The organism is Prauserella sp. PE36 (genome assembly GCF_003311655.1).
Lineage (GTDB): Bacteria > Actinomycetota > Actinomycetes > Mycobacteriales > Pseudonocardiaceae > Prauserella_A > Prauserella_A endophytica.
On the sequence record NZ_QEQT01000050.1, the window covers coordinates 181,048 to 205,230 of the forward strand.

Sequence of the window (24,183 nt, forward strand, 5' to 3'; positions counted from 1 at the left end):
TCCCGCTCCGTTGATCATTTGCTAAAGTCCGCACCGGGACTGGGTTGAGGCGACATCACCGGAAAGGCGGCCTCCAGCGACGTGTCGGAACGGTTCGAATTCGTGCTGGGCAGCGTGGAGGCGAGCATCGTCGGACAGGCGCTGGGCGTCGACGTACGCCGCTTCCCGCTGCGCGTCCGCAACACCACCACCGACCCGGCGCGGCTGATCAAGCTCGCCAAGCTCGTCACCGGGGAGCTCGCCAAACGCAGGCTCATCGTCGGCAACGCCCTGCACACACATGTCCGGACCGCGTTCGGCTTGTTCGGCGACCACCGGCTTTCCGTCGCGATCACCGGCATCGACGGCCTCGGTGAGCACATCACCGTCCTCGCGTTCACCGACGGCGCCCAGGCACTGGGCATCACCCAGCGCGGCGACGACGAGCTGTTCTTCTCCCTGTTCTCCGACGACGAGCTCGTCGACGTGCTCGCGGGCGTCCTGCCCTCCGCGCAGGCCGCGCCCGGCGCGCCCGCGACGGTCCGCAGCAGCATGATCGAGCACAAGTCCGCGCTCGCGGCGCGCAGGGCGGCCGAACGCGAGCACGACGAGGAAGAGACCGACGCGTTCGGCAACATCAGCATCATCAGCATGGTCGAGCCGCCGCCGGAGCGGAACCGCGGCGGCGAGAGCGACGAGCGTCGGCTGCGCCGCGTGCTGGCTGGCGAACGCCACGGCGGCGGGCAGATCACCGTCATCGGCCACGACGCGACGCCACCTCATTCGATCAGCTGGCTCGACGCCGGGGCCGGCAGGTATCTGGTCCACACCACCGACGACGGCGGTGAGTTCGTCGCCCGCTACGAACCCGCGGGCTACCACGATGTGGTTCGCGCCATCCGAGACGCGGTCTCCCGCGCCTACTGACCCGGAGCAAGCATGAGCGATGACAGCGTGCAGGAGCTGAGCAGGCAGCAGGCCGTCGCCCGGACGATGGCGGCGAGGCGGGCGCTCAGCGGCGTGGAACTCAAGCAGCTCGCCGATCGGGGCGGCTTCGCGGTGGACGAGACCACCGGCGACCGCATGATCAGCGCGCTCGAGGACATGATCGACGCCCTCAACGAGCGGTGGGCGGCACTGGAGAAACTCGGCACTGCTCCCCCGCTCAGCACCTCGGCCACGGCGCAGTGGGTGGCGCAGCACACCGTGCGGACGGCGTCCGACGACCGGGGCCTGCTCACCCAGCTGCAGCGTGCCCGCGAGGAGCTGCCCCAGTATGTCGAGGCCATTCGCACGGCCAAGCGCCGCTACGCCGAGACGGAGTCGGGCACGCGGGCCGCCCTCGACGGCTTCCAGGCCGACCTGTCCTGATCATCAGCTTCCGCCCGACCCGGGCGAGACCGGAATGAGGTGCCAGTTCCGTGTCCAGTTCCGCCGACAAGACCGCAGCGGCGTCGGATCCGAGCAGCGAGGACTACGACCCGACCAGCCCGTTCTACGATGTCACCCTCGACCCGTCGTCGATGTTCTACGTCGGCCCGATCGACGACACGGCGCGCTCCGGTGACGACATCCGCGCCGAGGTGACCGCGCAGGTGGAGGACGACCCACTCGCGAGCGCGCTCGCCGAGAAGGAGAAGGACCAGGAGATCCAGAGCCGTTACCTCGACGCGATCTCCGCCGCGCGGCAGGGGCTGGACGAGGGCCTCGAGCTGCGTCCCGCGGGCGAACGCCCCACGACCGTGTGGTTCAACGCGTCGCACGAGCAGATGGTGGAGGTGCTCAACAGCAACGCCGACTCCGCCGCGATCGCCGAGACCTCCGAGGAGTGGGTGCGGCTCGGCAACGAGCTCACCCTCCACCAGCGGGCCGTCGCCGACGCCATCGACGACAGCATGGGGAACTGGACCGGTGAGGGCGGCGACGCGGCGCGCGAGCACCTGACCGAGGTGGCGAAGTGGCTCGGTGTCACGGCGCAGGGCGCCGTGCTCACCGGCCGCCAGCAGCAGATCCACTCGCAGACGCTCAACGAGTCGCAGAAGCAGCTGGCCGCCAACCCGCCGGTGCCGTTCTCGGCGCAGGAGGCGAACGCCCAGCTGATGCAGATCACCGATCCGGTGCAGTACGCGCGGGCCGCGTCGCAGGCGATCCAGACCATGCAGGCGCAGCAGGCGGCGCACGCGCAGGCCGCGCGGATCATGACCCAGTTCGACGACACGGTCGGCACGGCGATCGACATGCCGCTGTTCACGCCACCGCCGAAGCTCGCGACCGCGTCCGCGAGGACGGTCGCGCGGCTGGACTCCCCCGCCGGTGGCGGAGCCGGAGCACCCGGCGCCACGGCGCGCGAGACGCAGCTCGCGTCCGCCCGCCGGGCCACGGCGGGCGAGCCAGCCGAGAGCCTCGGTGGTCCTGGTGGCCCCGCCGCACCGGGCGGCCCGGGCGGTCTCGAGGGCCCTGGCGGTGCGGAAGGTGCGGGCGGCTCCGGCGCTCGACTCGGCGTTGGCGGCGGCGACGGCGTTGGCGACGGCCTGCCCGGTGCCGGCCCGGCGGCGGCAGGCAACGGCGTCGACGTGCCGCCGCTTTCGGACACGCCCGGGACCGGCGGCCAGCCGCTGCCGCTGAGCGCGACCGGCGGCAACGTTGCCGGCGGAGCGAACTTCGACGACACCACGCACAGGTCCAGCACCCCGACCGTGCCCACCCCACCGCCGCTCAAGACACCGGACCTGCCCACGGGCGGCAACGTCGGTGGCGTCGGTCCGGGCGGCATCGGGTCCGGCCCCGGCGGTGTGGGCGGGCCGGGGGTCGTGCCGAACCTGCCCGGCAGGACGACACCGACGTCGTACGTGCCGCCGAACTCGAAGGGCCCCGGGCTCGGGAAGACGCCTGCCCTCGGCTGGGCGGGCGGCGTGAACGGCGACAGCATCTCCAGCAGGCTGGGCGGCCTCGACGGCGGGGGGCCCGGTGGTCCCGCGGGGTCGGCGCCGAAGCTCGGGACCGGTGGCGGCGCGGGTGGTGTCGGCGGGCTCGCCGCGGGAGCGGGCGGCGGCCCCGCGGGTGGCGCCGGGGCAGGCGGTGCCGGCAGCGGCGCGGCCCCTGGCCAGGCCTCGGGTGCGGCCAAGGGCGGTGTTCCTGGCGGAGCCGCGGCGGGCGCCGCGGGTGTCGCCGGTGCGGCCGGTGCGGCCGGTGCGGCGGGTGCGCGTGGCATGCCCGCGGGCATGGCCGGGATGCCCGCCGGCGGCGCCGGCCGTCAGCAGGAGGAGGACAAGGAGCACCGCGTTGCCGGCTACGTCGAGGCCGAGGCGGGCCTCTTCGCCGGTGAGCAGGCGATCGCGCCGCCCGTGATCGGCGACTGGAAGAAGAACAAGGACGAGGACTGGAAGTAGCCGCTGTCAGCGGCCAGCGGCCGGGCGGTAGCGCGACCACACGAGGCCGTCGGCGAGCGTGCGGCTCCCGACGAGGTCGAACCGCGCAGGGGTGGTGGCGCTGCCGCGCCAGTGCCGGTTGCCCGTGCCCGAGGGCAGGCACGGGTGCACGAGCAGGCTCACCTCGTCGAGCAGGCTCGCCTCCAGCAGCGCGCCGAGGAGCGCGCCTCCGCTGTCGACCCGGACGACCCTGGCGCCGTGCCGCTCACCGAGCGCACGGAGCACGGCCGACAGATCCACCCGCTCGCGTCCGGTGACGAGTTCGGGCACGGTGCGCCCGGCGCGCCGGGGCGGGGTGTCCCGTGCGTGCAGCGCCAGCACGTCCGACCAGTGCCCGGCCTCGCGCAGCGCCTCCCACTCCGTGACGCGGCCCCGGCCGTCGACGACGGCGAGCAGCGGTCCACCGTCGGCGGGACCCGGCCGGGGCGCGGAGGCCAGCGCGGGTTCCTGGGCGAGGATCGTGTCGGCGCCGGTGAGCGTGACGTCCTCGTTCCAGGTCGCCGCGAGCTCGTAGTACCGCGCGGCGTCCGGCGCGAAGCCGGTGGTGGCCCCGTCGAGTGCGACGGCGACGTGTGCGACGACGTACGGCTCCTTCGGCACGCAGGCCTCCTTCGGGCTACGGCATCGGGTGCTCGGCGGCGAGCTCCTCGGGTGCCGAGAGGCGCCAGGCCTCGTACACGAGCTCGCCGAGTTCGTCGGCGTCGATGCCCCGGAGGTACACGACGACCCAGCCGAACCCGCCCGCCGTGAACTGCACCTCGAACACGTCGGGCCGTTCGGCGACGAGCGCCGCCTGTTCGGACAGCGTCTGCTTCAGGCCGACGGTCTGCGTCCGCGGCCAGTAGTACCCGAACCGCTTGCCGCGCACGCTGAACGACGTGTAGTCCCTCGCCTTCGCCCGCTCGACCTCGGCAAGGCCGTCGACGATCCGCAAGAACTCCGCGCTCGGCACACCCATGCCGGGCATTCTCGCGCACCCCACCGACAATCCGGTCGCCCACCGCGAGTCGCGCGTCACTCCGGAGTACTGCGAGGACCCTCCAGCTGGAAGTGCCAGACGAGCAGCGCGGGCACTCCGGCGTTGGCGGCCCACGCGGCCTCGGGCACCAGGCCGGCGAGCGACCACGGCCACAGGTCCCACGGCTCCAGTGACACGGAACCGTTGGCGGGTCCCGCATCCGGCTCCCTGGCCGGCGGCCGTGGCTCCTCGCAGCGGCGGACGATCAGCCCGAGGGGCAGCGCGGCGCGCAGGTAGTCGCCCACCAGGTGCCGGTGGGTGACCAGGCGCCTCGGCTCGCCGCCGGGACCGCGCACAGCCGGGACGGATCCGCGTAGCACCGCCTCGGGGTGGATGTCGGCGATGACGAGGTGCCCGCCGGGCCGCAGCACCCTCGCGAACTCGGCCAGCACAGGCCCCAGCTCGGGGGCGTGGGTCAGCGCGAGCGCGCACACCACCAGATCCACGTGGTCGTCGCGCACCGGGAGCTCGCGCAGGTCGCCGAGCCGGAAGTCGCCGTCCGGCACCCGCGTGCGCGCCCGCGCGAGCATGTCCGGCGAGCTGTCCACGCCGAGCACCCGGTGCCCACGCTCGGCCAGCAGGCGCGCGTACCGGCCGGTGCCGCACGCCGCGTCCAGTGCGACGCCGGCCGGCAGCCGGTCGAGGATCTCGATGACCACGGGCTCGTCGAGGTCGAACGCGGCGTTGCCGGGCGCGTCGTAGGCCGGTGCCCACGCGCGGTAGCCCTCGACCGTGCCGACCCGCTCGACGTCCACGGCGGCGTTCGCGAGCCGCTCGTCGGCGAGCAGCTCGCGCACCTCGGCGATGCGGGAGGCCACGAATGCCTGGTCGTACTCCCCTGAGAACGCGCGCAGCAGACCGAGTCCCTCGATGCCCAGCAGGTACGCCAGCGGGTGCTCGTGGATCACGGGCCCGAGGCTAGCGAGGAAGATTCGGTGGTGTCACACGGTTTTCCGGTCACTCATCCGGACGCCTGGATGGTTGGCCCTGACGTTGACCGCGGCGAGGGCCACCGTCCGCTCGATCCGCCGCCGCCGGGTCTCCGGCTTCTTCGCGCGTGCGATCCATTCCAGGATCAGCCGCCGGGACGACGGTGGGAAAGCGCGGAAGTTCCGGCGCGCGGCCTCGTCGGCTTCCAGCGCCTCCCGCAGGTCGTCCGGCACCCCGGCGCTCGCCTCGTCGGGCACGACCTGCCACGTGCCCTTCGCCTTGGCCGACTCGATCATCACGGCGCCGGGCTCGGCCATCAGGCCCCGCTCGATCATCCGCGTGGCCCGCTCCCGGTTGACCCGGCTCCACGTGCTGTGCGGGTCGCGCGGGGTGAACCGCAGCAGTGTGCTCCGGGAGTCCCGTTTCCTTGCCTGGCTGTCGATCCAGCCGAAGCACAGCGCCTGCTCGATCGCCTCGGCGTAGCGCACGCCCGGTATCCCACTGCCCTTGCGCGGGATGACGAGCCAGATCTCCTTCCGCGACAGGTGGTTTCCGGCCAGCCACTCCCGCCAGTCCGCGACGGTCTCGGGGTGCACGGTGTTCACGTCACGCCCCCGTCCGTGCCGCGAGGACATCGAGGTAGTGCTCGTTGTACATGACGCCGAGGACGTTGCCGAACGGGTCGGTCACCGACGCCGTGACGAACCCCGGTCCGCGCTCGATCGGTCGCTCGTGCTCGGTGGCGCCGAGGGCCAGCAGGCGGTCGAACGCGGCGTGCACGTCGTCGACGGCCCAGTAGACCAGCCCCGCACCCGCGCCCCCTGGCTTGTCCTGCACATACCTCCGGTCGAGCAGGCCCAGCTCGGCCAGGTAGTCGCCGATGCGGTACTCCAGGTAGGCCACGTCGTCGCCGTCGGATTTCTCGAAGTACGGCTCGACGCCGAGCAGTTCGGTGTACCAGCGCCGCGCGGCGGCGAGGTCGTCCGCGAAGTAGGTGACGGTGGTGAGTCCTCGCAACATCGGTCCGGTCCTTTCGTCGGTGCTCGCTGACAATTCCCATGCTCGCGCCTGAAGTGCTCACCAACTGAGCACTTTCTCGGGGAAACTGGACACCATGCGCGCAGACCGCCTCGTCGCCGCCCTGCTCCTCATGCAGGCCAAGGGCCGGGTGACCGCGGCCGAGCTGGCCGCTGAGCTGGAGGTGTCGGTCGCGACAGCCCGCCGCGATCTGGAGGCACTGTCCAGCGCGGGCATCCCGGTGTATCCCCAGCCGGGCCGGGGCGGCGGCTGGTCCCTCATCGGGGGTGCCCGCACCGACCTGAGCGGGCTGTCGTCAGCCGAGGCGCAGGCACTCTTCCTGCTGGTCGGACCCGCGGCCGCAGTCTCGGACGAGGCCAAGGCCGCGCTGCGCAAGCTCGTGCGCGCGCTGCCGACCACACTGCGCGCCGACGCCGAGGCCGCCGCGGGCGCGATCATGATCGACTCGACGCGGTGGGGCGAGCGGGACCGCGACCGGCCCGAGGTCGTCGGCCTGCTGCAGACAGCCGTGGTGCGCAGGCGCAGGGTACGGCTGACCTACACCAACAGCGCCCGCGAGCGCACCGAGCGGCTGGTCGACCCCTGGGGCCTGGTGGACAAGGACGACGTCTGGTACCTGATCGCGGGAACCGAGCGCGGGCAGCGGACCTTCCGCGTCGACCGGATCGCCGTGGCCGAGCCGACCGACGAACCGGCCGAGCGTCCCGACGACTTCGCACTGGCGGCGGCGTGGGAGCGGGTGGTCGGCGAGGTGGAGCAGCGGCGCTCGCGCACCTGGGCGACCGTGCTCATCGACCAGCGGTTCGTGCCGATCCTGCGCGACCAGTTCGGACGGCACTGCCACACCGACGGCGAGCCGGACGGCGGCCGCGCGCGAGTCCGGCTCGCCGCGCCGACGGCGCTGGACATCGCCCGCCACCTCGCTGGCTGGGGAGCCCTCGTGGAGGTGGTGGAGCCCCCGTCGGTGCGCACCGAGCTGGCCCGCATCGGCGCCGAACTCGCCACCCTCTACCCGCCCCCAAGGCCACCTTTGTCGCGTTGAACGCAACAAAGGTGGCCTTGGGGGCCGACGGGGGCGACGGGGCTGACAGGCGACTTTGCTGTTTTGGCAAGGGGTTTTGTCGGGTTGGCAGGTGAAGGGGCACAGTGGCTACGGAGGTGGACACACATGAATCAGCCCGATCCGTTCACACCCGCCACGGAGAACCTGATCTGCGAGCTCGTCATGGGCGAGCGGCGCCACGGACTCTGACCGGAAGGACACGATGGACGCACAGTTCTGGGACGAGCGGTACTCCAGCCGCGACCAGCTCTTCAGCGGCAGACCCAACGGCGTGCTCGTCACCGAGGTCTCCGGCCTGCCGCCGGGGCAGGCACTCGACGTGGGCTGCGGCGAGGGCGGCGACGCGATCTGGCTGGCCCGGCGCGGCTGGCGGGTCACCGCACTCGACATCTCGACCGTGGCGCTGCGGCGTGCCGCCAAGGCCGCGGCCGACGCCGGTGTGGCCGACCGCATCGCGTGGACGCGCACGGACCTGGCCGTGACGCACCCGCCCGCGCAATGCTTCGACCTGGTCTCGGCGCAGTACTTTCCGCTGCTGCGGCGCGACGGCGACGCCGCGCTGCGGGGCCTGCTGGCGGCGGTCGCACCGGGCGGCATCCTGCTCGTCACCGGTCACGACACGGCGGACTGGCCGGCACCCGAGGAGGGCGGCCACGACCCGCGCGACTTCTTCCTGCCATCCGACATCGCCGCGCTCCTCGGCGACGAGTGGACCATCGAGGTCGACGAGACGCGGGCCCGCGTCGACCCGGCCCCGGAGGGCACCCGGCACGCCCGTGACACGGTACTCCGGGCCCGCAGGCGGCCCGCCTGAGCCTGAGCCTCCTCCGAGTGCTTTTTGCCGTTCGCGTAGGGGAGGGCGAAAGCTGATCGGCGCACGAGAGCCGAGCCGTATAGGTCGTTATACGGCTCATTCGGGGCGGATCGTGGCGTGGAGGAGCGTGTCCACGCGCCTGCCGCCGATCTCCTGATGGCTGCGCAGCATCCCTTCCCGCTCGCGCGGTCCGCGCCTGCGGACAGGCGTGCCGATCGTGGACACGTGAGGGTCGGTCCGGGGTCGGGGGCCATCTCCACGTCGTGCTCCTCGAAGGCCCGCAGCCGCACACCGTCGAAGGCCCGCACCGTGGTCGGATGGGCCAGCGGTCCCGTGGTCATGACGGGATCCTCCAAGGACCCCGGGTGGGACATGCCACAACGGTCTGTACGCATGTCGACTGAATGTTCAGCATGCGTACGGCACATCGACGGAGGAGGTTCGTTGACCACCCTCAACGACGACGGTGGCGCACCGTCGCGGTTCGCGCACCGGTTCGAACGGCCGGCCCGACCGCTCACCGGACCACGCGACGTACTGCGCGACACGACCACCGAGACGGCCACCAACGGCCTCATCGGCATCGTGTTCTCCGCGACCGGACCCGTCGCGGTGATCCTCGCGGTCGGCGCACAGGGCGGCCTCTCCCCCGCGCAGCTCGCCTCGTGGATCTTCGGCGTCTTCCTGCTCAACGGCCTGCTCACCGTGCTGGCGTCCTGGCTCTACCGGCAGCCGCTGGCGTTCTTCTGGACCATCCCCGGCGCCGTCGTGGTCGGAGGCTCCCTCGACCACCTGCCGTGGCCGCAGGTCGTCGGAGCTTTCGTCGCCACGGCGCTGCTGATCCTCGTGCTCGGGCTCACGGGCTTGGTGCGCACTGTCATGGCGGCCCTTCCGATGCCGGTGGTCATGGCGATGGTCGCGGGCGTCTTCCTCCGCTTCGGCCTCGACCTCGTCCACTCGCTCGGACTGGACCCCGGCATCGCGGTGCCGATGGTGGCGGTCTTCCTGCTGCTGTCGGCGTTTCCCGCGCTCGGCCGCCGGATCCCGCCCATCCTCGGCGCCCTCGTGGTCGGGGCGGTCGCCGTCGCCGTGTCCGGCCGGTTCACGCCCGACACAGAGAGCACCACCTGGTTCGCCTCGCCTCTCCTGCAGGCGCCGCAGTTCTCGTGGCAGGCGATCCTCGAGCTGGTGGTCCCGCTCGCCGTCACCGTCCTCGTCGTGCAGAACGGTCAGGGCGTGGCCGTGTTGCGCCAGGCCGGGCACGAGCCACCGACGAACGTCTCCACTGTCCTGTGTGGACTCTGGTCGCTGCCCGCCGCGTTGTTCGGAGCCGTGTCGACCTGCCTCACCGGACCCACCAACGCACTGCTCGTGGCATCCGGCGAACGCGGGCGCCAGTACACCGCGGCCATCGTGTGCGGCCTGCTCGCCATGCTGGTGGGCCTGTTCGCGCCCGCGTTCGTCCGCCTCATGCTCGCAACGCCCGAGTCGTTCATCGCGGTGCTGGGCGGGCTTGCCATGCTCCGCGCGCTGCAGACCGCGTTCGTCACCGCGTTCCGCTCGCGGTGCACCCTCGGCGCACTCGTCGCCTTCCTGGTGACCGTCTCCGGCGTCTCGCCGCTGAACCTCAGCGCCGCGTTCTGGGGCCTCGTCGCCGGGGTCGCCATCTCATTGCTGCTCGAACGGGCCGACTACGCCGCCGAGCGCTCATGAGCCCCGGCGCGCGGCCAGCTCGGCCCGCGAGCGGATGCCGAGCTTCGCGTAGATCCGCGTCAGGTGGTACTGGACCGTCTTGGTGGACAGGAAAAGCTCGGCCGCGACCTCCCGGTTGGACAGTCCACTCGCAACGAGCTGCGACACCGCCTCCTCCTGCGGCGTGAGCTCGCCGAGCCCACGTTCCGTCCTCGGCACGTGCACGCCACCCGCCTTCAGCTCGCGGTCGCAGCGCGCGACGTAGGTCGTCGCGCCGAGCGCCGCGAACGTCTCTCGCGCGGTGGTGAGCACGGTGTCGGCGTCCCTGCGTTTGCCCGCTCGGCGCAGGATCTGGCCGTAGGCGAAGTTCACGCGCGCGCTGTCGTAGCGCAGCGGCAGGTCCTCCAGCAGCTCCAGCGCCGCTTCGAACGCCTCGCGCGCCTGGTCCAGCTCACCCTGACTGCCCAGGAGCCTGCCGCGCGCCGCGCCGAGCCGCGCCCGAGCCGAACCGGGGCCACGGCCGGCGGCGAGGGCCTCCTGCCGGGTCAGGAACGTGTCCGCCTCTGCGTACCTGCCCTCCAGCACGAGTGCGTGCGCGTACATGTCGGCCCACGGCCACTGGCCCGGCTGGTCGACACCGCCGCCCGCCCACGGCTGCGTGAGCGGGCGCAGCGCCCGCAGCACCCCGGCGGAGTCCGCCCGCGCCTCGGCCACGTGCGCGCGGGCCAGGTACGACGGCACGCGCATAATCTCGTAGTCCTGCGGCCCCGCGTCGGCTCGGCGCAGCGCCAGCTCGGCGTCGTCCCAGTCGCCGCGCAGCGCGTGCACGGCGACGGCCGTCCAGTACAGCAACGGACCCGCCAGCACGATTCCGGCCCGGTCGAGCAACGGCGTCGCCTCCCGTACCGTGCGCACCGCGTCGTCCCAGTCCCCCGTGAGGAACTGCGCCCGCGCGAGCCAGGCCCTTGCCCACAGCGAGATCCGCGTCGAGCCGCCGAGGAACGTGGTGGGCACCGAGCTCTCCAGGTCGGCCCTCGCGTCGTCGACCGCGTCGACCATGAGGCTGAGCCAGCCCCGGCCCATCAGGATCCGCTGGGCCTGCGCACCGTGCTGCACGCGCTCGGCCAGCTCGGCGTAAGCGGCGAGCGCTTCGGCCGCCCGGCCCGCGGCGGCGAGGCCGAGCCCCCGGATCGCGGCCGCCTCGACGCCCGCGGGCGCGTCCTCACCCGCCAGCGCCACGGCCTGGTCCGCCCACGACACCAGTTCCTCCGGGCGGAGGCGGGACAGCGAGTGCAGCACGTAGCGCTGGCAGATCGACGCGGCGACGTCCGGCTCGCGCTCGGTGTTCACCAGATCCCAGGCCCGGCCGAGCCGGTTCTCGGCCTCCGCGGCGCGGCCCCGCACGATCGCGAGGTAGCCCAGCACGGCGTTGCGCAGCGGCGTCTCCCGCAGGCTTTCCACCTCGGGAACCAGAGCCGCCGCCGCGAACGCGTCACCCGCGCCGATCAGGGCGTCGACGGCCCTCGTGAGCCTGCTCTCGCGCTTGAGACGGTCCTCGGTGAGCCTGCTCGCGTCGTTGAGCAGCGAGGCCGCCACGCCCCACGCGCCCTCGGCCGCCCGCTCGGCGGCGAGCGCGTCGAGCCGGTCGGCCACGTCCGGGTCGGGCATCGGCGAGGCGGCGACCAGCAGCCGCATCCGGCGCACCGGGTCGTCGATGAGGTCGGCGGCCCTGCGGTGGGCGCGCGCCGCCGCGGCGGGTCCCATCGCGGCGAGCACGGCGGCCCTGACCATCGGGTCCGGCGGGCCGATCTCGGTGAGGCCGCGGCCGCCGAACTCCACGAGCCGGGCGGCGACCGCCTCGTCCAGCGCGGGCAGCACGTCTCCTGGCACCCCGGCGAGCAGCGCGGCGTCGCGCACGGTGGTGCCGGGTCCGAGCACGGCCGCGGCCTCGGCCAGCCCACGAGCCTCCGGCGAGCACCCGGCCAGCGCCGTGCGGACACTGGCCGCCACGGCGGCCGGAGCGGGCAGCGCCGGGTCGAACCGGGCCCACGTCGTCCTCGGCACCTCAGCCAGCAGCTGCCCGATATGCCGCGCGACGCCGCCGGTGTGCCACCACAGCCGTTCCGCCATCGACGGGTGCAGCAGGACGCCGCGCGCGGCGGCGAGCTCCCCCACCTCGGGCGGGGTGAACGGCTCCACGGTGATCGCGTGGTCCGCGACCCGGTGCAGCAGCTCCAGCGCGGGCGCGGGGACGTCCGGATCGCCGGTGACGGCGGTGGCGAGCACGAGCAGCCGCGTGTCCCGGTGGTGACGGACCGCGGAGGCCAGCGCCTGCAGCGACGGCTGGTCGGCCCAGTGCGCGTCGTCCACCACGGCGAGCACGGTGCCGCCAGCGGACTCGGCGTTCCGGGCGATCGCGGAGGACACCTCGACGGCCCCGCCGCGGCTGGATTCGCCGATGAGCTGGCCCACGACGCCGTAGGCCCGGTCCCGTTCCCACTCCGCGCCCGTGGCACGCAGCAGCGGTCCGTGGTGACGGGCCGCCAATGCGTCGGCGAGCGTGGTCCTTCCGACCCCCGCCTTGCCGCTGACCAGCACGAACGCGGACCCGTGCTCGGCGGCGCCGTGCAGCAGGCGCTCCAGCTCGCCGAGTGCGGCGTCGCGGGCGATCAGCGGAGGGCGGGGGCGGACCACATGGTCACCCTAGGCCGTGCCTGCGGGAACTCTTCCGGCGCGAGCGGGATCGGCGCGGCGGCTGCCAAGGCGAGGACGAGCCTCGCACCGGCCGTTCTCGGCTCGTCCGGCGACGTGGTCGCGGCAGCGCCAGGATGCGTCAGGCTCGGCCTAAGCGGGATGCGGCGTCCCGGCCGCCGGCGCCGTCACGGGCAGGTCGTCCTCGGCGTGCCGCGAGCGGGGCACCAGCGCCGTGACGACCGCCGCGGCGAGCGCTATGGCGGCGAACAGGTAGAACGCCGTGGCGCCCCCGAGCCCCGCACCGACGAGCACGCCGCCGACCACCGGCCCGACGATGCCGCCGAGCCTGCCGAACCCGGCGCACCACGCGACCCCGGCCGCGCGTGCCCTGGTCGGGTAGTAGTTGGACACCAGGCCGTAGACGAGCACCTGGGTGCCGATCGTGCCGACCCCGGCCACCGCGACCGCGAGCAGGAGCGCGCCCAGCGGCAGGCTCAGCGGCAGCAGCGCGAGCGTGCAGGCGGCGAGCACGAACGTGGTGGCCACGACGCGCTTGGCCCCGGCCCGGTCGGCCCACAGCGACGCGAGCAGGCCACCGACGATGGCGCCGAAATTGAGCACGAGCAGGAAGGTCAGCGAGTAACTCTTGTCGTAGCCGTTGTCGGCCATGATCTGCGGCAGCCAGGTGTTGAGGCCGTAGGTGAGCAGCAGCCCGGCGAAGCTCATCGTGCCCAGCAGCAGTGTCGGAAGCGCCAGCGACCTCGTGGCCAGCGCGGGGAAACCGACGCGGGCGGTCCCGGCCGGTCGGCCTGGCTCAGCGGACAGCGCGATGCCGGTGCGCTCGGCGAGGGCCTTCGCCTGCTCGACCCTGCCCCGCGAGGCGAGCCACTTCGGCGACTCCGGCAGCTTCACCACGGCCAGCGGGAGCACCAGCACGATCGGCAGCGCGCCGACCCAGAACAGCCCGCGCCAGCCGACCGCGTCGGCCAGGACGAGCGCGAGGAGCGCGGCAAGCACGCCGCCGGCGGGCACTCCACTGTAGACGATCGCGTTGAGCCGGTTCCGCCGTCCCGGCGGGGCGAACTCCGCCACGAGCGCCCCGACCGTGGCCACCAGCGCGCCGACCCCGATGCCGGTCAGGAATCGGCCGATTCCGAAGGTGACGACGTTCTGGGTCAGCGCGGTCGCGCCCATCCCGATCGAGAACCAGGCGAGGTTGATCAGCATGATCCTGCGGCGCCCGATCCAGTCGCCGAGTGCGCCCGCGGCCAGTGCCCCCACGAGGACACCGACGAGTGCGTAGCTGCCGAGCGCGCCCGCCTGGCCGGGCGTGATCGCCCCGAGCTGGGAGGGATCGGCGAGCAGGGTGGGCAGCACGGTGCCGTAGACGACGAGGTCGTATCCGTCGAAGACGAGCGCGACGGTCGACAGTGCGACCACCCAGGACACGGTGCGCTGACGCCGGCGCGTCATTGCGTCGGTTTCGGACATGAGGAACTCCCCGGGAGTGTTGGAGGGGGCGGGAGGGCGGCCACGGGCTGAGGCCGCCCGGGCGGCGCGAGGCCGCACAACTGCGAGGGCGGGCGGACCGGTGTCAGCCGAGGTCGCCGCCCGCCACCGGCAGGACGGTGCCGGTGATGTAGGACGCCTCGTCGGAGGCGAGGAAGGCGATCGCGGCGGCCTGCTCGTCGAGCGTGCCGTAGCGCTTCATCAGCGACGTGCTCACGGTCTGCTCGATGTGCGCCTGGAACCAGGTCTGCTCCTGCTCGGTTTCCAGTGCCGAGCCGCCGCGGGAGATCCGGCGCGGCGGCGCCTCGGTGCCACCGGGAGCGGTCGCGACCACCCGGATTCCCGCGTCGGCGCACTCGAAGGCGAGCGAGGCGGTGATGGCGTTGATGCCGCCCTTCGCCGCCGAGTACGGGATCCGGTGGATGCCGCGCGTCGCCGCGGACGACACGTTGACGATCACGCCGCGGCCCCGCTCCGTCATCGACGGCAGGGCGGCCCGGCAGGAGAACAGGGTCGTCATCAGCGAGCGCCGGATCTCCGCCTCGATCTCCGCCGGGGTGAACTCGGTGAAGGGCTTGAACCAGATCGCCCCGCCGACGTTGTTGACGAGCACGTCGATCCGGCCGTAGCGCGCGAGCGTGGCCTCGGCCACCTCCTGGGCCCCCTCCCACGTCTCCAGATCGGCGAGCACCGGCAGTGCCTCGCCGGTCAGCTCATCGGCCAACTCGGTGACGAGGCCGGCGCGGTCGGCGAGCACCACCGTGCCGCCCTCCGCGCTGATCCGCCTGGCCACGCGCTCACCGATGCCCTGTGCCGCGCCGGTGACCACCACGACCTTGCCGTCGAAGCGGCCGGGGGTCACGAACGCGCGCGCACGCGACGGCCTCGCGTCGTCCATGGCCCTGCGCGTGGTGGTCTTCGCACGCTCGGCGTGCTCGACGACCAGCCTGCGGGCCGTGGTGCGGTCCCCCGCCTCGAACGCGGTGACGATGTCGAGGTGGTCCTGCGTGCACCGGGGATGGCACCACGTCGCGTCCCGCAGGGTCTCCTCCATGTGCCCCTGCACGCCGAGCGCGCGGTAGGCCTGGAGCAGGTGCTCGTTGCCGGTGAGGGTGAACAGGTAGTCGTGGAAGGCAGCGTTGGTCTCGGTGAACGCGGCGGCGTCGACGAACCGGTCGCCGTCCACATAGGGCACGGTCGCCTCGGCGAGCAGCCGGTAGCCCGCGAGCTGCTGCGACGAGAGCCTGCCGATCACGAGCTCCAGCGCGCCCAGCTCGAGTGCCCGCCTCGCCTCGAACACGGCATCCGACTCGTGCACCGACGGGTGCTCCTCGCCGATCTCGTAGCTGCCCTCCGGCTGGGGCGCCACGAGCGGCGCGAGATCGTCGGGCGCGGGCAGCATCTCCTGACCCGCGACGGCGCGGGCGTTGCCCGCGGGCAGCAACGCCTCGCCGGAGGTCAGGGAGCGGGTACCCGTGCCCTCGCCGGGCCAGATCGCCTGTCCGGCCACGGTTCTCGCCGCGGCGGCCTCCTCGGTGGCCGTGCGCACCGCGCCCGCGCCCAGGGGGCTCAGCGCCACGGGCTCGAAGATCCGCTGCCCCGCCAAGGCCCTGCCCTCTCCCTCGGTCACCGGGCGCACCGGCTCGGGTTCGGGCACCGCTTCCACCACGGGTTCCGGCGCGGCGGCGGGTTCCGGCTCGGCCATGGTCTCCACCACCACGGGCTCGGCCTGGGCGGACGCACTGGAGAGCGCGAACTTCTCGTAGTAGAACCCGGTCGGCTCCACTCCCCGCTCGGTGAAGTGCGCGCGCACCGCCTCGACCATGGGCGGCGGCCCGCACAGGTACACCGCCACGTCCCCACCGTGCAGGTGCTCGTCGCCGATCAGGCTCGTCACATAGCCCTTGTTGGGCGCGGAGCTGTCCGGGTCGGCGACGCAGTAGTCCCAGGTGAACCCGTCTACCTGCGCGGCCAGCTCGGCGAGCGTGTCCAGCTCCACCAGGTCGTCGTCGGTGCTCACGCCGTAGATGAGGTGCGCGGGCCGCGCCGAGCCCGTGGCCCGGAGCGTGCGCACGATCGACAGGATCGGCGCCAGGCCGGTGCCACCGGCCAGCAGCAGCACGGGCCGGTCGGCCTCACGCAGGAAGAAGCTGCCGTTGGGGCCGGTGAAGGTGAGCTCGTCGCCCGCGCTCGCCCGCTCGGTGAGGTAGTCCGACATCGCGCCGCCGGGCGTGAGCTTCACCAGGAAGGTCAACGACTTGTCGTCCGGCGCGTTGCTGAACGAGTACGACCGCGTCTCCCCGGTGCCGGGCACCTCGATGTTCACGTACTGGCCGGGCAGGAAGGCCAGTTTGTCCCGGCCGGGGGTCTCCACGGTGAGCGCGAACGTCGTCGGCGAGAGCCGGTCCAGCGCGGTCAGGGTCGCGGGGTAGGTCGCCGCCTCGGTCTTGGCGACCGCCGACGTGCTCGCGATCTGCAGCACCAGGTCCGACGTCGGCTTCATGCTGCACGGCAGCACGTAGCCGCGCCGCGCCTCGTCGTCGGAAAGGGCGTCCTCGATGTAGGTCCCGCCGTCGTAGGTGCCCGACTCGCAGAACGCCTTGCAGGTTCCGCACGCGCCGTCCCGGCAGTCCAGCGGGATGTTGATCCGCTGGCGGTACGACGCGTCGGCGACCGTCTGGTCCTCCGCGCACGTGATGAAGCGGGTGACACCGTCCTCGAAGGACAGTGCGACCTGGTAAGTCATGATCCCTCCCTGGGACCGGGGTCATTCCGCAGCGGCGGAGCCGCTTGCACATGCGCCGTCAGCTTGCGCCGCCGCGGGTTCTGGTTCCGCCACCCGCACCGCAACGCAAGCCGCTCCGGACAGTTGTCAGAAGTGGTAGATGTCGACGACGTGGTGGATGTAGTCGTTCTTCAACACCACGGTCTTGCGGCGGATGAGCGGCGATTCGCCGGAGAAGTCGATGGTGTAGAACGAGGTCCCGTAGTACGGATCCACCGTCTTGTACCGGAAGTACATGGTGTGCCAGTTGAACCGCACGTCCACGAGGTCGCCCCGCCGCTCGATGAGCTCGACGTTGCTGATGTTGTGGCTCGTGCGCGGCTCCGGGATCGACGTCGCGCTGGAGCGCTCCGTGCGGATCCGGAACACCCGGTCCTCGAGCCCGCCCTTGTTCGGGTAGTAGATCAGCGAGACGTCCGTCTGCGGGTTCTCGGTCAGCAGGTCGTCGTCGCCCCACGAGGGCATCCAGTACACGACGTCGTCGGCGTAGCAGTCCAGCCACTTCTCGAACTCGCGGTCGTCGAGGTAGCGCGCCTCCCGGTAGAGGAACTGCTCGATGTCGTTCTGGGTGATGGTCTTCGTCGTGCTGGCGCTGGTGGCGGTGTCGGCGGTGACAGTCATCGGATACTCCTCAGGCGGTGGCGGCAGGCAGCGTGTCGTCCTCTTCGGACCGCGCCCGTTCGCGGGCGATCGCCTCGCGCATGGTCTGCGCCCAGAAGCCGTGCTGTACGGGGTAGAGGCCCTCGTCCTCGTTCTTCTGGCCCGCGGAGATGACGCCGGTCATGCCGAGCGTCCGCGCGACCTCGTCCGGCCCGGTCAGCCAGTGCTCGGCGCCGCGGCTCATGTCGTTCCACGGCGCGGCCGAAGCACGGAACGTCAGCTGGCAGGAGCGGAACTCCTCCAGGTCGTCCGGGGTGGCCATGCCGGAGGCGTTGAAGAAGTCCTCGTACTGGCGGATCCGCCACGCGCGGGCTTCGGCGCTCTCGCCCTTCGGCGCGATGCAGTAGATGGTGACCTCGGTCTTGTCCGGCGCGATCGGCCGGAAGTGCCGGATCTGCGTGGAGAACTGGTCCATCAGGTACACGTTCGGGTACAGGCACAGGTTCCGGGAGCCCTTGACCATGAACTCGCCCTTGGCGTCGCCGAACTCGCGCTTCAGCTCGTCCATCTTGTTCCACAGTGGACGGTCTTGCGGGTTGCCCGCCCACGTCCACAGGCACAGGTGACCCTGCGGGAACGACCAGTAGCCGCCACCGGACTTGCCCCAGCTGCCCGCGTCGAGCGTCTTCGTGTCGTTCTTGGAAGCACCGGTGCCGCGTCGCGCCGTGGTGGCCGCGTAGTTCCAGTGCGTCGCGGTGACGTGGTAGCCGTCGGCGCCGTTCTCGGCCTGCACCTTCCAGTTGCCGTCGTAGGTGTAGGTGGAGGAGCCGCGCAGCACCTCGAGACCTTCCGGCGACTGGTCCACGAGCATGTCGATGATCTTGGTTGTGTCGCCGAGGTGCTCGGCTAGCGGCAGGACGTCGGGGTTGAGGCTGCCGAAGAGGAACCCGCGGTAGCTGTCGAAGCGGGCGACCCGCGTCAGGTCGTGCGACCCGTTCGCGTTGAACGACGGGGGGTAGCCGGCGCCGTCGGGGTCCTTGACCTTGAGCAGCTTGCCGTCGTTGCGGAAGGTCCAGCCGTGGAACGGACAGGTGAGGGTCGACCGGTTGTCGGTCTTGCGGCGGCAGATCATCGCGCCGCGGTGTGCGCACGCGTTGATCAGGCAGTGCAGCTCGCCGTCCTTGTCACGGGTGATGACCACCGGCTGCCTGCCGATATAGGTCGTGAAGTAGTCGCCGGGGTTGGGGAGCTGGCTCTCGTGCGCCAGGTAGATCCAGTTGCCCTCGAAGATGTGCTTCATCTCGAGCTCGAAGATCTCCTCGTCGGTGAAGATCCGACGATTCGCCCGGTAGATCCCGGCCTCCCGGTCCTCGATGACGGCGTCGGCGAGGACGGCGGAGAGGCGATCGAGCGTGTCAGTCATGAGTCCTCCACGGTGGCCTTGATCGGCTTTGACCGGCCTCCAGCGGCCGGGGGCCGCCGTGGCGTGTTCCCCTGACCATGACAGCGGGTGGCAGCAGTCACACCGGGCGAATACCTAGTCCTGACCTAGGGTGCTATTAATCGATAGCATCGATCAATCACTCGAAAATCGCTCCTTGTCTTGACTCAATATCGGTACCTACGGTGAATCAATCGAGGCCACCGGTACGTCGACGTGGAGCCAGAGGAGGTCCGGCGATGGAACTGCGTCACCTGCGCTACTTCGCCGCGGTGGCCGACACCTGCCACTTCGGCAAGGCCGCGGAACGCCTGCACATGGCCCAGCCCGCGCTGTCCCACGCCATCCGGCAACTGGAGGCGGAGCTGGGCGCGCCCCTGTTCACCCGCACGACGCGGCAGGTCCGGCTCACCCCCGCAGGCGAGTACCTCCTCGCGGAGGCCCGCAGGGTGCTCGACACGGTCGAGCAGAGCATGCAGGGCGTGCGCCGGATCGCCGACGGCAGGCTCGGGATCGTCCGGGTCGGCTTCACCGGCACCTCGGCGTTCTCGCAGCTGCCCCGCATCGCCCGCGCGGTCAAGCGGGACGTGCCCGAGGTCGCCCTGGAGGTCCACGCCGACCTGCTCACGCCCGACCAGTGCGACGGATTGCGCACCGGCTCGCTCGACATCGGTGTGCTCCGCCCGCCGGCCAGCGGCGAGGGCATCGAGCTGCGCACGATCGAGGTGGAACCGCTGATCCTCGCCGTGCCCGCCGACCACCGGCTCGCGATCGAACCCGAGGTCTCGATGGCCGACCTGCGCACCGAGGGCTTCATCGTCTACACCAGCAAGGACTCCGTGGTGAACGACGCCGTGCAGCGCAGCTGCCAGGCCGCGGGGTTCACGCCACAGCGCGAGCACGAGGCCGCGGGCACGGCCGTGCTGCTCGCGCTCGTCGCGGGCGGACTCGGGGTCGCGGTCCTGCCCGCCTCGGCCCGCGCGCTGCCGCTGGCGGGCGTGGTGTTCCGCGACCTCACCGACGCGGGCAGCGTCGAGCTGGCGCTCGCCTGGCGCGCCGACAACGACTCCCCCCTCGTGCGGTCGGTCCTCGACGTGCTCGAAACCGCCATCTCCACCGAACCACACCCCTTCGAGGTCAGCCGATGAAGATCACCAGCGTGGAGGCGATCCCCTTCGCCATCCCGTACCGCAAGCCGCTCAGGTTCGCCTCCGGCGAGGTGCACGTGGCCGAGCACGTCCTCGTGCGCGTGCACACCGACGACGGCATCGTCGGCGTGGCCGAGGCCCCGCCCCGCCCGTTCACCTACGGCGAGACGCAGGCCGGCGTGATCGCGGTGATCGAAAAGATCTTCGCGCCGCAGGTGGTGGGGCTGAGCCTGCTGGAGCGCGAGACGATGGCGACCAGGCTCTCCCGCACCGTCGGCAACCCCGCGGCCAAGGCCGCCATCGACATGGCCGTGTGGGACGCGCTCGGCCGCACGCTCGACGTGCAGGTCACCGAGCTGCTCGGCGGCTACACCGATCGGATGCGCGTGTCGCACATGCTCGGCTTCGACGAGCCGGCCGCGATGGTCGCCGAGGCGCAGCGCATGCGCGAGCAGCACGGCATCACCACGTTCAAGGTGAAGGTCGGCCGGCGCCCCGTGGGACTCGACACCGCCGTGGTGCGCGCCCTGCGTGAGGGACTCGGCGACGACATCGAGCTGTACGTCGACGGCAACCGCGGCTGGACCGCCTCGGAGTCGGCCATGGCGATGAAGGAGATGTCGGACCTCGGCCTGCTCTTCGCCGAGGAGCTCTGCCCCGCCGACGACGTGCTGGGCAGGCGCTGGCTCGTCTCCCAGCTCGACGTGCCGTTCATCGCCGACGAGTCCGCCGTCACCCCGGCCGACGTGACCAGGGAGGTGCTGGGCGGCTCCGCCACGGCGATCAGCATCAAGATCGCCCGCACCGGCTTCACGCATTCGCAGCGCGTGCACCACCTCGCCGAGGGCCTCGGCCTTGAGGTCGTGATGGGCAACCAGATCGACGGCCAGCTGGGCTCCATGTGCACGGTCGCGTTCGGCTCGTCGTACCAGCTCACCTCGCGCCGCGCGGGCGAGTTGTCGAACTTCCTCGACATGAGCGACGACCTGCTCACCGAGCCGCTGGAGATCCACGACGGCGAGCTCACCATCCGTCCCGGCGCGGGGCTCGGGGTCGAGATCGACCCGGACAAGCTCGCCCGCTACCGCCAGGACACCTGAACCCCACCCCCGAGGAATCAAGGAGGATCCCCATGACCGCCACCCACCACGCCCCGGCGCCGTCCGCCGCGGACTCCGGCGCCAGCGCCACCGAGCGGTTCAAGTCGGACAAGTACGCCAACGTCGCTGACACCCCCAAGGAGCGCGTGTCGCTGCTGGCCCGCGAGGTGCTCGAGGCAGTGCACTCGACCATCCGCAGGCACAAGGTCACCTACGACGAGTACAACGCCCTCAAGGCGTGGCTGATCAGCGTCGGTGAGGACGGCGAGTGGCCGCTGTTCCTGGACGTGTGGGTCGAGCACGTCGTCGAGGAGGTCGCCACCGAGCACCGCGAGGGCAACAAGGGCACCATCGAGGGCCCGTACTACGTGCCCGGCGCGCCGGAGCAGGGCTCACGCGGCTCGGTGCCGATGCGCGACGACGAGCCGGGCACGCCGCTGGTGTGGACCGGCCGCGTCACCTCCACCGACGGCAGCGTCCTCGACCAGGCCAAGGTCGAGCTGTGGCACGCCGACGCCGAGGGCCTGTACTCGCAGTTCGCGCCAGGCATCCCGGAGTGGAACCTGCGCGGCACCTTCTCCGTGGACGCCGACGGCCAGTTCGAGATCAACACCGTCCGCCCCGCGCCGTACCAGATCCCCACCGACGGCGCGTGCGGCAAGCTGATCGCCGCGGCGGGCTGGCACGCCTGGCGGCCCGCGCACCTGCACGTCAAGGTTTCCGCGCCGGGACACGAGCTGCTCACCGCGCAGCTGTACTTCCCCGGTGACGAGCACAACGACGACGACATCGCCTCGGCCGTGAAGCCGGAACTGGTGCTCGACCCGAAGCCCGCGGCCGACGGCAAGGGCGAGACCGTGTCCTACGGCTTCGTCCTCGACCCGGTCAAGGCCTGAGCACCACCGACGCAGAGAAGGAGTACTCACCCATGCTGTTCCACGTGCGGATGGACGTGCACCTGCCGGCCGACCTGGACCCGGAGATGCGCGCCGACATCGTGGCCCGAGAGAAGGCCTACAGCCAGGAGCTGCAGCGCTCCGGGAAGTGGCCGCACATCTGGCGCATCGTGGGTGAGTACTCCAACTTCTCCGTCTTCGACGTCGAGTCCGGCGACGAGCTACACGACATCCTCTCCGGCCTGCCGCTGTTCCCGTACATGGACATCAAGGTCACGCCGCTGGCCAAGCACCCGTCCAAGATCTGAGGCGCGCGCACCGTTTCCGCGCCACCGCAACGGACTTCGCCAGGGGCCGAGTACCCCTGCGAGTCCGTCGCGGCAGCGCGGTATGGTCATCGCCGATGATGACGCACCCGCCTCATTCCGCGCTGACCACCTGTCGTGTGCCGGTGCCGGGCTGGGCCGGGCGCAAGGTGCGGCTGCGCGAGATCGACTCCGCCGACCATCGCACGCTGATCGGCTTCGACCGCGCCTCGGCGCGCGAGCGGTCCGCGCAGGTGGGTGGGTACCGGCACTGGGCGGCACACCGCGCGGGTGCCGCCGCGTCGGGCGACAGCCACTTCGCGATCGAGACCCTGCGCGGCGGGATGCTCGTCGGGTCGCTCTGCCTGAGCCAGGACGACACCGAGTCCGATCGGTTCAGCTACGGCATCGGCATCGGGGCGCAGCACCGGCGGTGCGGCTACGCGAGCGACGCCATCATGGTGCTGCTGTCCTTCATGTTCTTCGAGCGGAGCTTCCGCCGGTGCCAGGTGAGCATCTACGGCGGCAACGTCGGATCGCTGTCGCTGCACGGCGCGCTCGGCTTCCGCGAGGAGGGCAGGCTGCGCGACACGGAGCTCTCCCTCGGCGACATCCGGTACCTGGTGCTGATGGGCATCACGGCGCCCGAGTTCGCCGCGCGCCACCGCGACGTCATGCTCGCCCACGCCGACCCGAGCCCGCGCCGGGGCAGGCACTGGCGCCCCCGCCGCGGCAGGCACCGCCACGGCTAGAGCCTGTTCCAGCAGCGGCGAAGCCGCTCGCAGCTGCGCCGTCGACCAGCTCCGCCACCGGCACCGCCACGCGAACCGCATCCGGAGCACCCGCGGGCCTTCAGCGCCGGGCGGGCTCTCCGCTGCCGATGACACGGCTGAGCGCGTGCGCCTCCCGCAGCAGCAGGGCGCCCAGTTCGGGCCTGCGCTCGGGGCGGAACCTCGTCTCCACGCCGGTCAGCGTCAGCGCCCAGGACGGTTGCCCCGCCCGGTCGAACACGGCCGCCGCCATTCCCCAGCTGCCTTCGACCACGAGGCCGGGGTTCACGGCGTAGCCATCGGTGCGGGTGCGGGCGATCCGTTCGCGCACCGCGTCCGGCGCGTGCGCGGCGCCCCAGCGGTTCACCAGATCCGTGCTCTCCAGGTAGGCGTCGATCTCGGCGTCGGTGAGGAACGACAGCACCACCAGCCCCGCCGACACGACCCCGAGCGGAAAGCGGGCGCCCTCGTACAGCACGAAGGACCGGATCGGGAAGTCCCCGTCCTCGCGCAGCAGGCACACGGTCTCTCCGCCCCGGCGCGCGGAGAAGAACGCGCTCTCCCCCGTCGCCGCCGCGAGCCGGTGCACGCTCTCCCGCGCGTGCTGGGTGACGTCGTAGCGCCTGCCTGCCGCCTCCCCGAGCAGGTACAGCTCGGGGCCGAGGAACCAGCGGCCGCTGCGCTGGTCGCGGTCGACGAAGCCCTCGTCGGCGAGCGAGCCGAGCAGGCGGTGCACGGTCGGCCTCGGCAGACCGGCCGCCCGAGCGAGCTCCGCGGTGCCGGCCCCGGACTCGTTGACCGTCGACAGCGCGCGCAGCACGGCGCCCACCCTGCCGACGAGGTGGGCGGCGGGGGTCGGGTCCATGCCTCCGAGCATACGTTCACTCAGTGAACGCCTGATCGCGCCCACGGCCGCCGGGTGATCGGTTTCCGGGTCGCTTGGGCCTGTTCCTTGCGAAAGGCCCTGGTGCGC

Annotated in this window: 23 protein-coding genes; 11 read left to right on the forward strand and 12 right to left on the reverse strand. The window is 72.1% G+C overall.

The window, feature by feature from the left end; translation table 11 throughout:
- The first annotated feature begins 81 nt into the window (after positions 1-81).
- From DI005_RS11870 to DI005_RS11880, 3 genes are read left to right on the forward strand one after another with little or no spacing between them, the layout of a single operon-like run.
- Positions 82-906: an ESX secretion-associated protein EspG gene (locus tag DI005_RS11870; protein WP_113642142.1), complete on the forward strand. Its 825-nt coding sequence runs from the start codon at positions 82-84 to the stop codon at positions 904-906.
- A 12-nt stretch (positions 907-918) separates the two neighbouring features.
- Positions 919-1,350: a hypothetical protein gene (locus tag DI005_RS11875; RefSeq protein ID WP_233520098.1), complete on the forward strand. Its 432-nt coding sequence runs from the start codon at positions 919-921 to the stop codon at positions 1,348-1,350.
- Between the two features lie 50 nt (positions 1,351-1,400).
- Positions 1,401-3,368 carry a hypothetical protein gene (locus tag DI005_RS11880; RefSeq protein ID WP_113642143.1) on the forward strand — a complete coding sequence of 656 codons (1,968 nt, stop codon included), beginning with the start codon at positions 1,401-1,403 and terminating at the stop codon, positions 3,366-3,368.
- 6 nt (positions 3,369-3,374) lie between these two features.
- Here DI005_RS11880 and DI005_RS11885 read toward each other — a convergent pair whose 3' ends face one another.
- Genes DI005_RS11885 through DI005_RS11905 form a run of 5 tightly spaced genes read right to left on the reverse strand, consistent with a single transcriptional unit; the run spans position 3,375 to position 6,375 of the window.
- Positions 3,375-4,007: a dihydrofolate reductase family protein gene (locus DI005_RS11885; protein ID WP_113642144.1), complete on the reverse strand. Its 633-nt coding sequence runs from the start codon at positions 4,005-4,007 to the stop codon at positions 3,375-3,377.
- 16 nt (positions 4,008-4,023) lie between these two features.
- On the reverse strand, positions 4,024-4,365 hold the full coding sequence (locus tag DI005_RS11890) for an MmcQ/YjbR family DNA-binding protein (protein WP_113642230.1): 342 nt from the start codon (positions 4,363-4,365) through the stop codon (positions 4,024-4,026).
- Between the two features lie 56 nt (positions 4,366-4,421).
- Positions 4,422-5,333, reverse strand: a complete 912-nt coding sequence (locus DI005_RS11895) for a class I SAM-dependent methyltransferase (RefSeq protein ID WP_113642145.1) — start codon at positions 5,331-5,333, stop codon at positions 4,422-4,424.
- Positions 5,334-5,366: 33 nt separating this feature from the next.
- Complete coding sequence (locus DI005_RS11900; protein ID WP_233520099.1) at positions 5,367-5,960, reverse strand: YdeI family protein; 594 nt, start codon at positions 5,958-5,960, stop codon at positions 5,367-5,369.
- 1 nt (position 5,961) lies between these two features.
- Positions 5,962-6,375, reverse strand: coding sequence for a VOC family protein (locus DI005_RS11905; RefSeq protein WP_113642147.1), 414 nt, complete (start codon positions 6,373-6,375; stop codon positions 5,962-5,964).
- 94 nt (positions 6,376-6,469) lie between these two features.
- On the opposite strand from DI005_RS11905, the gene DI005_RS11910 reads away from it, so the two are divergent.
- Both DI005_RS11910 and DI005_RS11915 read left to right on the forward strand, forming a co-directional pair.
- Positions 6,470-7,435 (forward strand): YafY family protein, encoded by a 966-nt coding sequence (locus DI005_RS11910; RefSeq protein ID WP_113642148.1) that lies wholly within the window; start codon positions 6,470-6,472, stop codon positions 7,433-7,435.
- A gap of 223 nt (positions 7,436-7,658) precedes the next feature.
- Entirely contained in the window at positions 7,659-8,270 is a 612-nt protein-coding gene (locus DI005_RS11915; protein ID WP_112269401.1) for a bifunctional 2-polyprenyl-6-hydroxyphenol methylase/3-demethylubiquinol 3-O-methyltransferase UbiG, read from the forward strand.
- Between the two features lie 96 nt (positions 8,271-8,366).
- Here the strand turns inward: DI005_RS11915 and DI005_RS39460 are convergent, their stop codons facing one another.
- Positions 8,367-8,495, reverse strand: coding sequence for a hypothetical protein (locus tag DI005_RS39460; RefSeq protein ID WP_255565691.1), 129 nt, complete (start codon positions 8,493-8,495; stop codon positions 8,367-8,369).
- A 219-nt stretch (positions 8,496-8,714) separates the two neighbouring features.
- Between DI005_RS39460 and DI005_RS11925 the strand changes: the two genes are divergently transcribed.
- Positions 8,715-9,983, forward strand: coding sequence for a benzoate/H(+) symporter BenE family transporter (locus DI005_RS11925; RefSeq protein WP_233520100.1), 1,269 nt, complete (start codon positions 8,715-8,717; stop codon positions 9,981-9,983).
- Here DI005_RS11925 and DI005_RS11930 read toward each other — a convergent pair.
- The 5 genes from DI005_RS11930 to benA all read right to left on the reverse strand — a co-directional run bounded on the left by DI005_RS11930 (position 9,978) and on the right by benA (position 18,973).
- Positions 9,978-12,656, reverse strand: a complete 2,679-nt coding sequence (locus DI005_RS11930) for a LuxR family transcriptional regulator (protein ID WP_113642149.1) — start codon at positions 12,654-12,656, stop codon at positions 9,978-9,980. The two genes, DI005_RS11925 and DI005_RS11930, sit on opposite strands and share 6 nt — an antisense overlap.
- A gap of 150 nt (positions 12,657-12,806) precedes the next feature.
- On the reverse strand, positions 12,807-14,147 hold the full coding sequence (locus DI005_RS11935; protein WP_113642150.1) for an MFS transporter: 1,341 nt from the start codon (positions 14,145-14,147) through the stop codon (positions 12,807-12,809).
- Between the two features lie 103 nt (positions 14,148-14,250).
- A complete protein-coding gene (gene benC, locus DI005_RS11940; protein WP_113642151.1) occupies positions 14,251-16,911 on the reverse strand; it encodes a benzoate 1,2-dioxygenase electron transfer component BenC in 2,661 nt (886 codons plus the stop codon).
- Between the two features lie 126 nt (positions 16,912-17,037).
- A complete protein-coding gene (benB, locus tag DI005_RS11945) occupies positions 17,038-17,571 on the reverse strand; it encodes a benzoate 1,2-dioxygenase small subunit (RefSeq protein ID WP_112269391.1) in 534 nt (177 codons plus the stop codon).
- A 10-nt stretch (positions 17,572-17,581) separates the two neighbouring features.
- Complete coding sequence (benA, locus tag DI005_RS11950; RefSeq protein ID WP_113642152.1) at positions 17,582-18,973, reverse strand: benzoate 1,2-dioxygenase large subunit; 1,392 nt, start codon at positions 18,971-18,973, stop codon at positions 17,582-17,584.
- A gap of 257 nt (positions 18,974-19,230) precedes the next feature.
- Here benA and DI005_RS11955 point away from each other — a divergent pair, with 257 nt between their 5' ends.
- The 5 genes from DI005_RS11955 to DI005_RS11975 all read left to right on the forward strand — a co-directional run bounded on the left by DI005_RS11955 (position 19,231) and on the right by DI005_RS11975 (position 23,192).
- Entirely contained in the window at positions 19,231-20,139 is a 909-nt protein-coding gene (locus DI005_RS11955; RefSeq protein ID WP_112269387.1) for a LysR substrate-binding domain-containing protein, read from the forward strand.
- Positions 20,136-21,239: a mandelate racemase/muconate lactonizing enzyme family protein gene (locus tag DI005_RS11960; protein ID WP_113642153.1), complete on the forward strand. Its 1,104-nt coding sequence runs from the start codon at positions 20,136-20,138 to the stop codon at positions 21,237-21,239. Before DI005_RS11955 ends, DI005_RS11960 begins: the two co-directional genes overlap by 4 nt.
- A gap of 32 nt (positions 21,240-21,271) precedes the next feature.
- The gene (gene catA, locus DI005_RS11965) at positions 21,272-22,135 is read left to right on the forward strand and encodes a catechol 1,2-dioxygenase (RefSeq protein ID WP_113642154.1); all 864 of its coding nucleotides are present in this window, start codon (positions 21,272-21,274) and stop codon (positions 22,133-22,135) included.
- 32 nt (positions 22,136-22,167) lie between these two features.
- Positions 22,168-22,443 (forward strand): muconolactone Delta-isomerase, encoded by a 276-nt coding sequence (gene catC / locus DI005_RS11970; RefSeq protein WP_112269381.1) that lies wholly within the window; start codon positions 22,168-22,170, stop codon positions 22,441-22,443.
- Positions 22,444-22,538: 95 nt separating this feature from the next.
- The gene (locus DI005_RS11975) at positions 22,539-23,192 is read left to right on the forward strand and encodes a GNAT family N-acetyltransferase (protein ID WP_369973572.1); all 654 of its coding nucleotides are present in this window, start codon (positions 22,539-22,541) and stop codon (positions 23,190-23,192) included.
- Positions 23,193-23,292: 100 nt separating this feature from the next.
- On the opposite strand, the gene DI005_RS11980 is transcribed toward DI005_RS11975, so the two are convergent.
- Positions 23,293-24,075, reverse strand: a complete 783-nt coding sequence (locus tag DI005_RS11980) for an IclR family transcriptional regulator (protein WP_112269629.1) — start codon at positions 24,073-24,075, stop codon at positions 23,293-23,295.
- Positions 24,076-24,183: the final 108 nt, after the last annotated feature.

Bases quoted from the DNA above. Each gene is read 5' to 3' on its own strand.
- DI005_RS11875 (WP_233520098.1), top strand. From the start codon at position 919: ATGAGCGATGACAGCGTGCAGGAGCTGAGCAGGCAGCAGGCCGTCGCC.
- DI005_RS11890 (WP_113642230.1), bottom strand. From the start codon at position 4,365: ATGGGTGTGCCGAGCGCGGAGTTCTTGCGGATCGTCGACGGCCTTGCC.
- DI005_RS11905 (WP_113642147.1), bottom strand. From the start codon at position 6,375: ATGTTGCGAGGACTCACCACCGTCACCTACTTCGCGGACGACCTCGCC.
- DI005_RS11910 (WP_113642148.1), top strand. From the start codon at position 6,470: ATGCGCGCAGACCGCCTCGTCGCCGCCCTGCTCCTCATGCAGGCCAAG.
- DI005_RS11915 (WP_112269401.1), top strand. From the start codon at position 7,659: ATGGACGCACAGTTCTGGGACGAGCGGTACTCCAGCCGCGACCAGCTC.
- DI005_RS11935 (WP_113642150.1), bottom strand. From the start codon at position 14,147: ATGTCCGAAACCGACGCAATGACGCGCCGGCGTCAGCGCACCGTGTCC.
- benC (WP_113642151.1), bottom strand. From the start codon at position 16,911: ATGACTTACCAGGTCGCACTGTCCTTCGAGGACGGTGTCACCCGCTTC.
- benB (WP_112269391.1), bottom strand. From the start codon at position 17,571: ATGACTGTCACCGCCGACACCGCCACCAGCGCCAGCACGACGAAGACC.
- benA (WP_113642152.1), bottom strand. From the start codon at position 18,973: ATGACTGACACGCTCGATCGCCTCTCCGCCGTCCTCGCCGACGCCGTC.
- DI005_RS11955 (WP_112269387.1), top strand. From the start codon at position 19,231: ATGGAACTGCGTCACCTGCGCTACTTCGCCGCGGTGGCCGACACCTGC.
- DI005_RS11960 (WP_113642153.1), top strand. From the start codon at position 20,136: ATGAAGATCACCAGCGTGGAGGCGATCCCCTTCGCCATCCCGTACCGC.
- catA (WP_113642154.1), top strand. From the start codon at position 21,272: ATGACCGCCACCCACCACGCCCCGGCGCCGTCCGCCGCGGACTCCGGC.
- catC (WP_112269381.1), top strand. From the start codon at position 22,168: ATGCTGTTCCACGTGCGGATGGACGTGCACCTGCCGGCCGACCTGGAC.
- DI005_RS11975 (WP_369973572.1), top strand. From the start codon at position 22,539: ATGATGACGCACCCGCCTCATTCCGCGCTGACCACCTGTCGTGTGCCG.
- DI005_RS11980 (WP_112269629.1), bottom strand. From the start codon at position 24,075: ATGGACCCGACCCCCGCCGCCCACCTCGTCGGCAGGGTGGGCGCCGTG.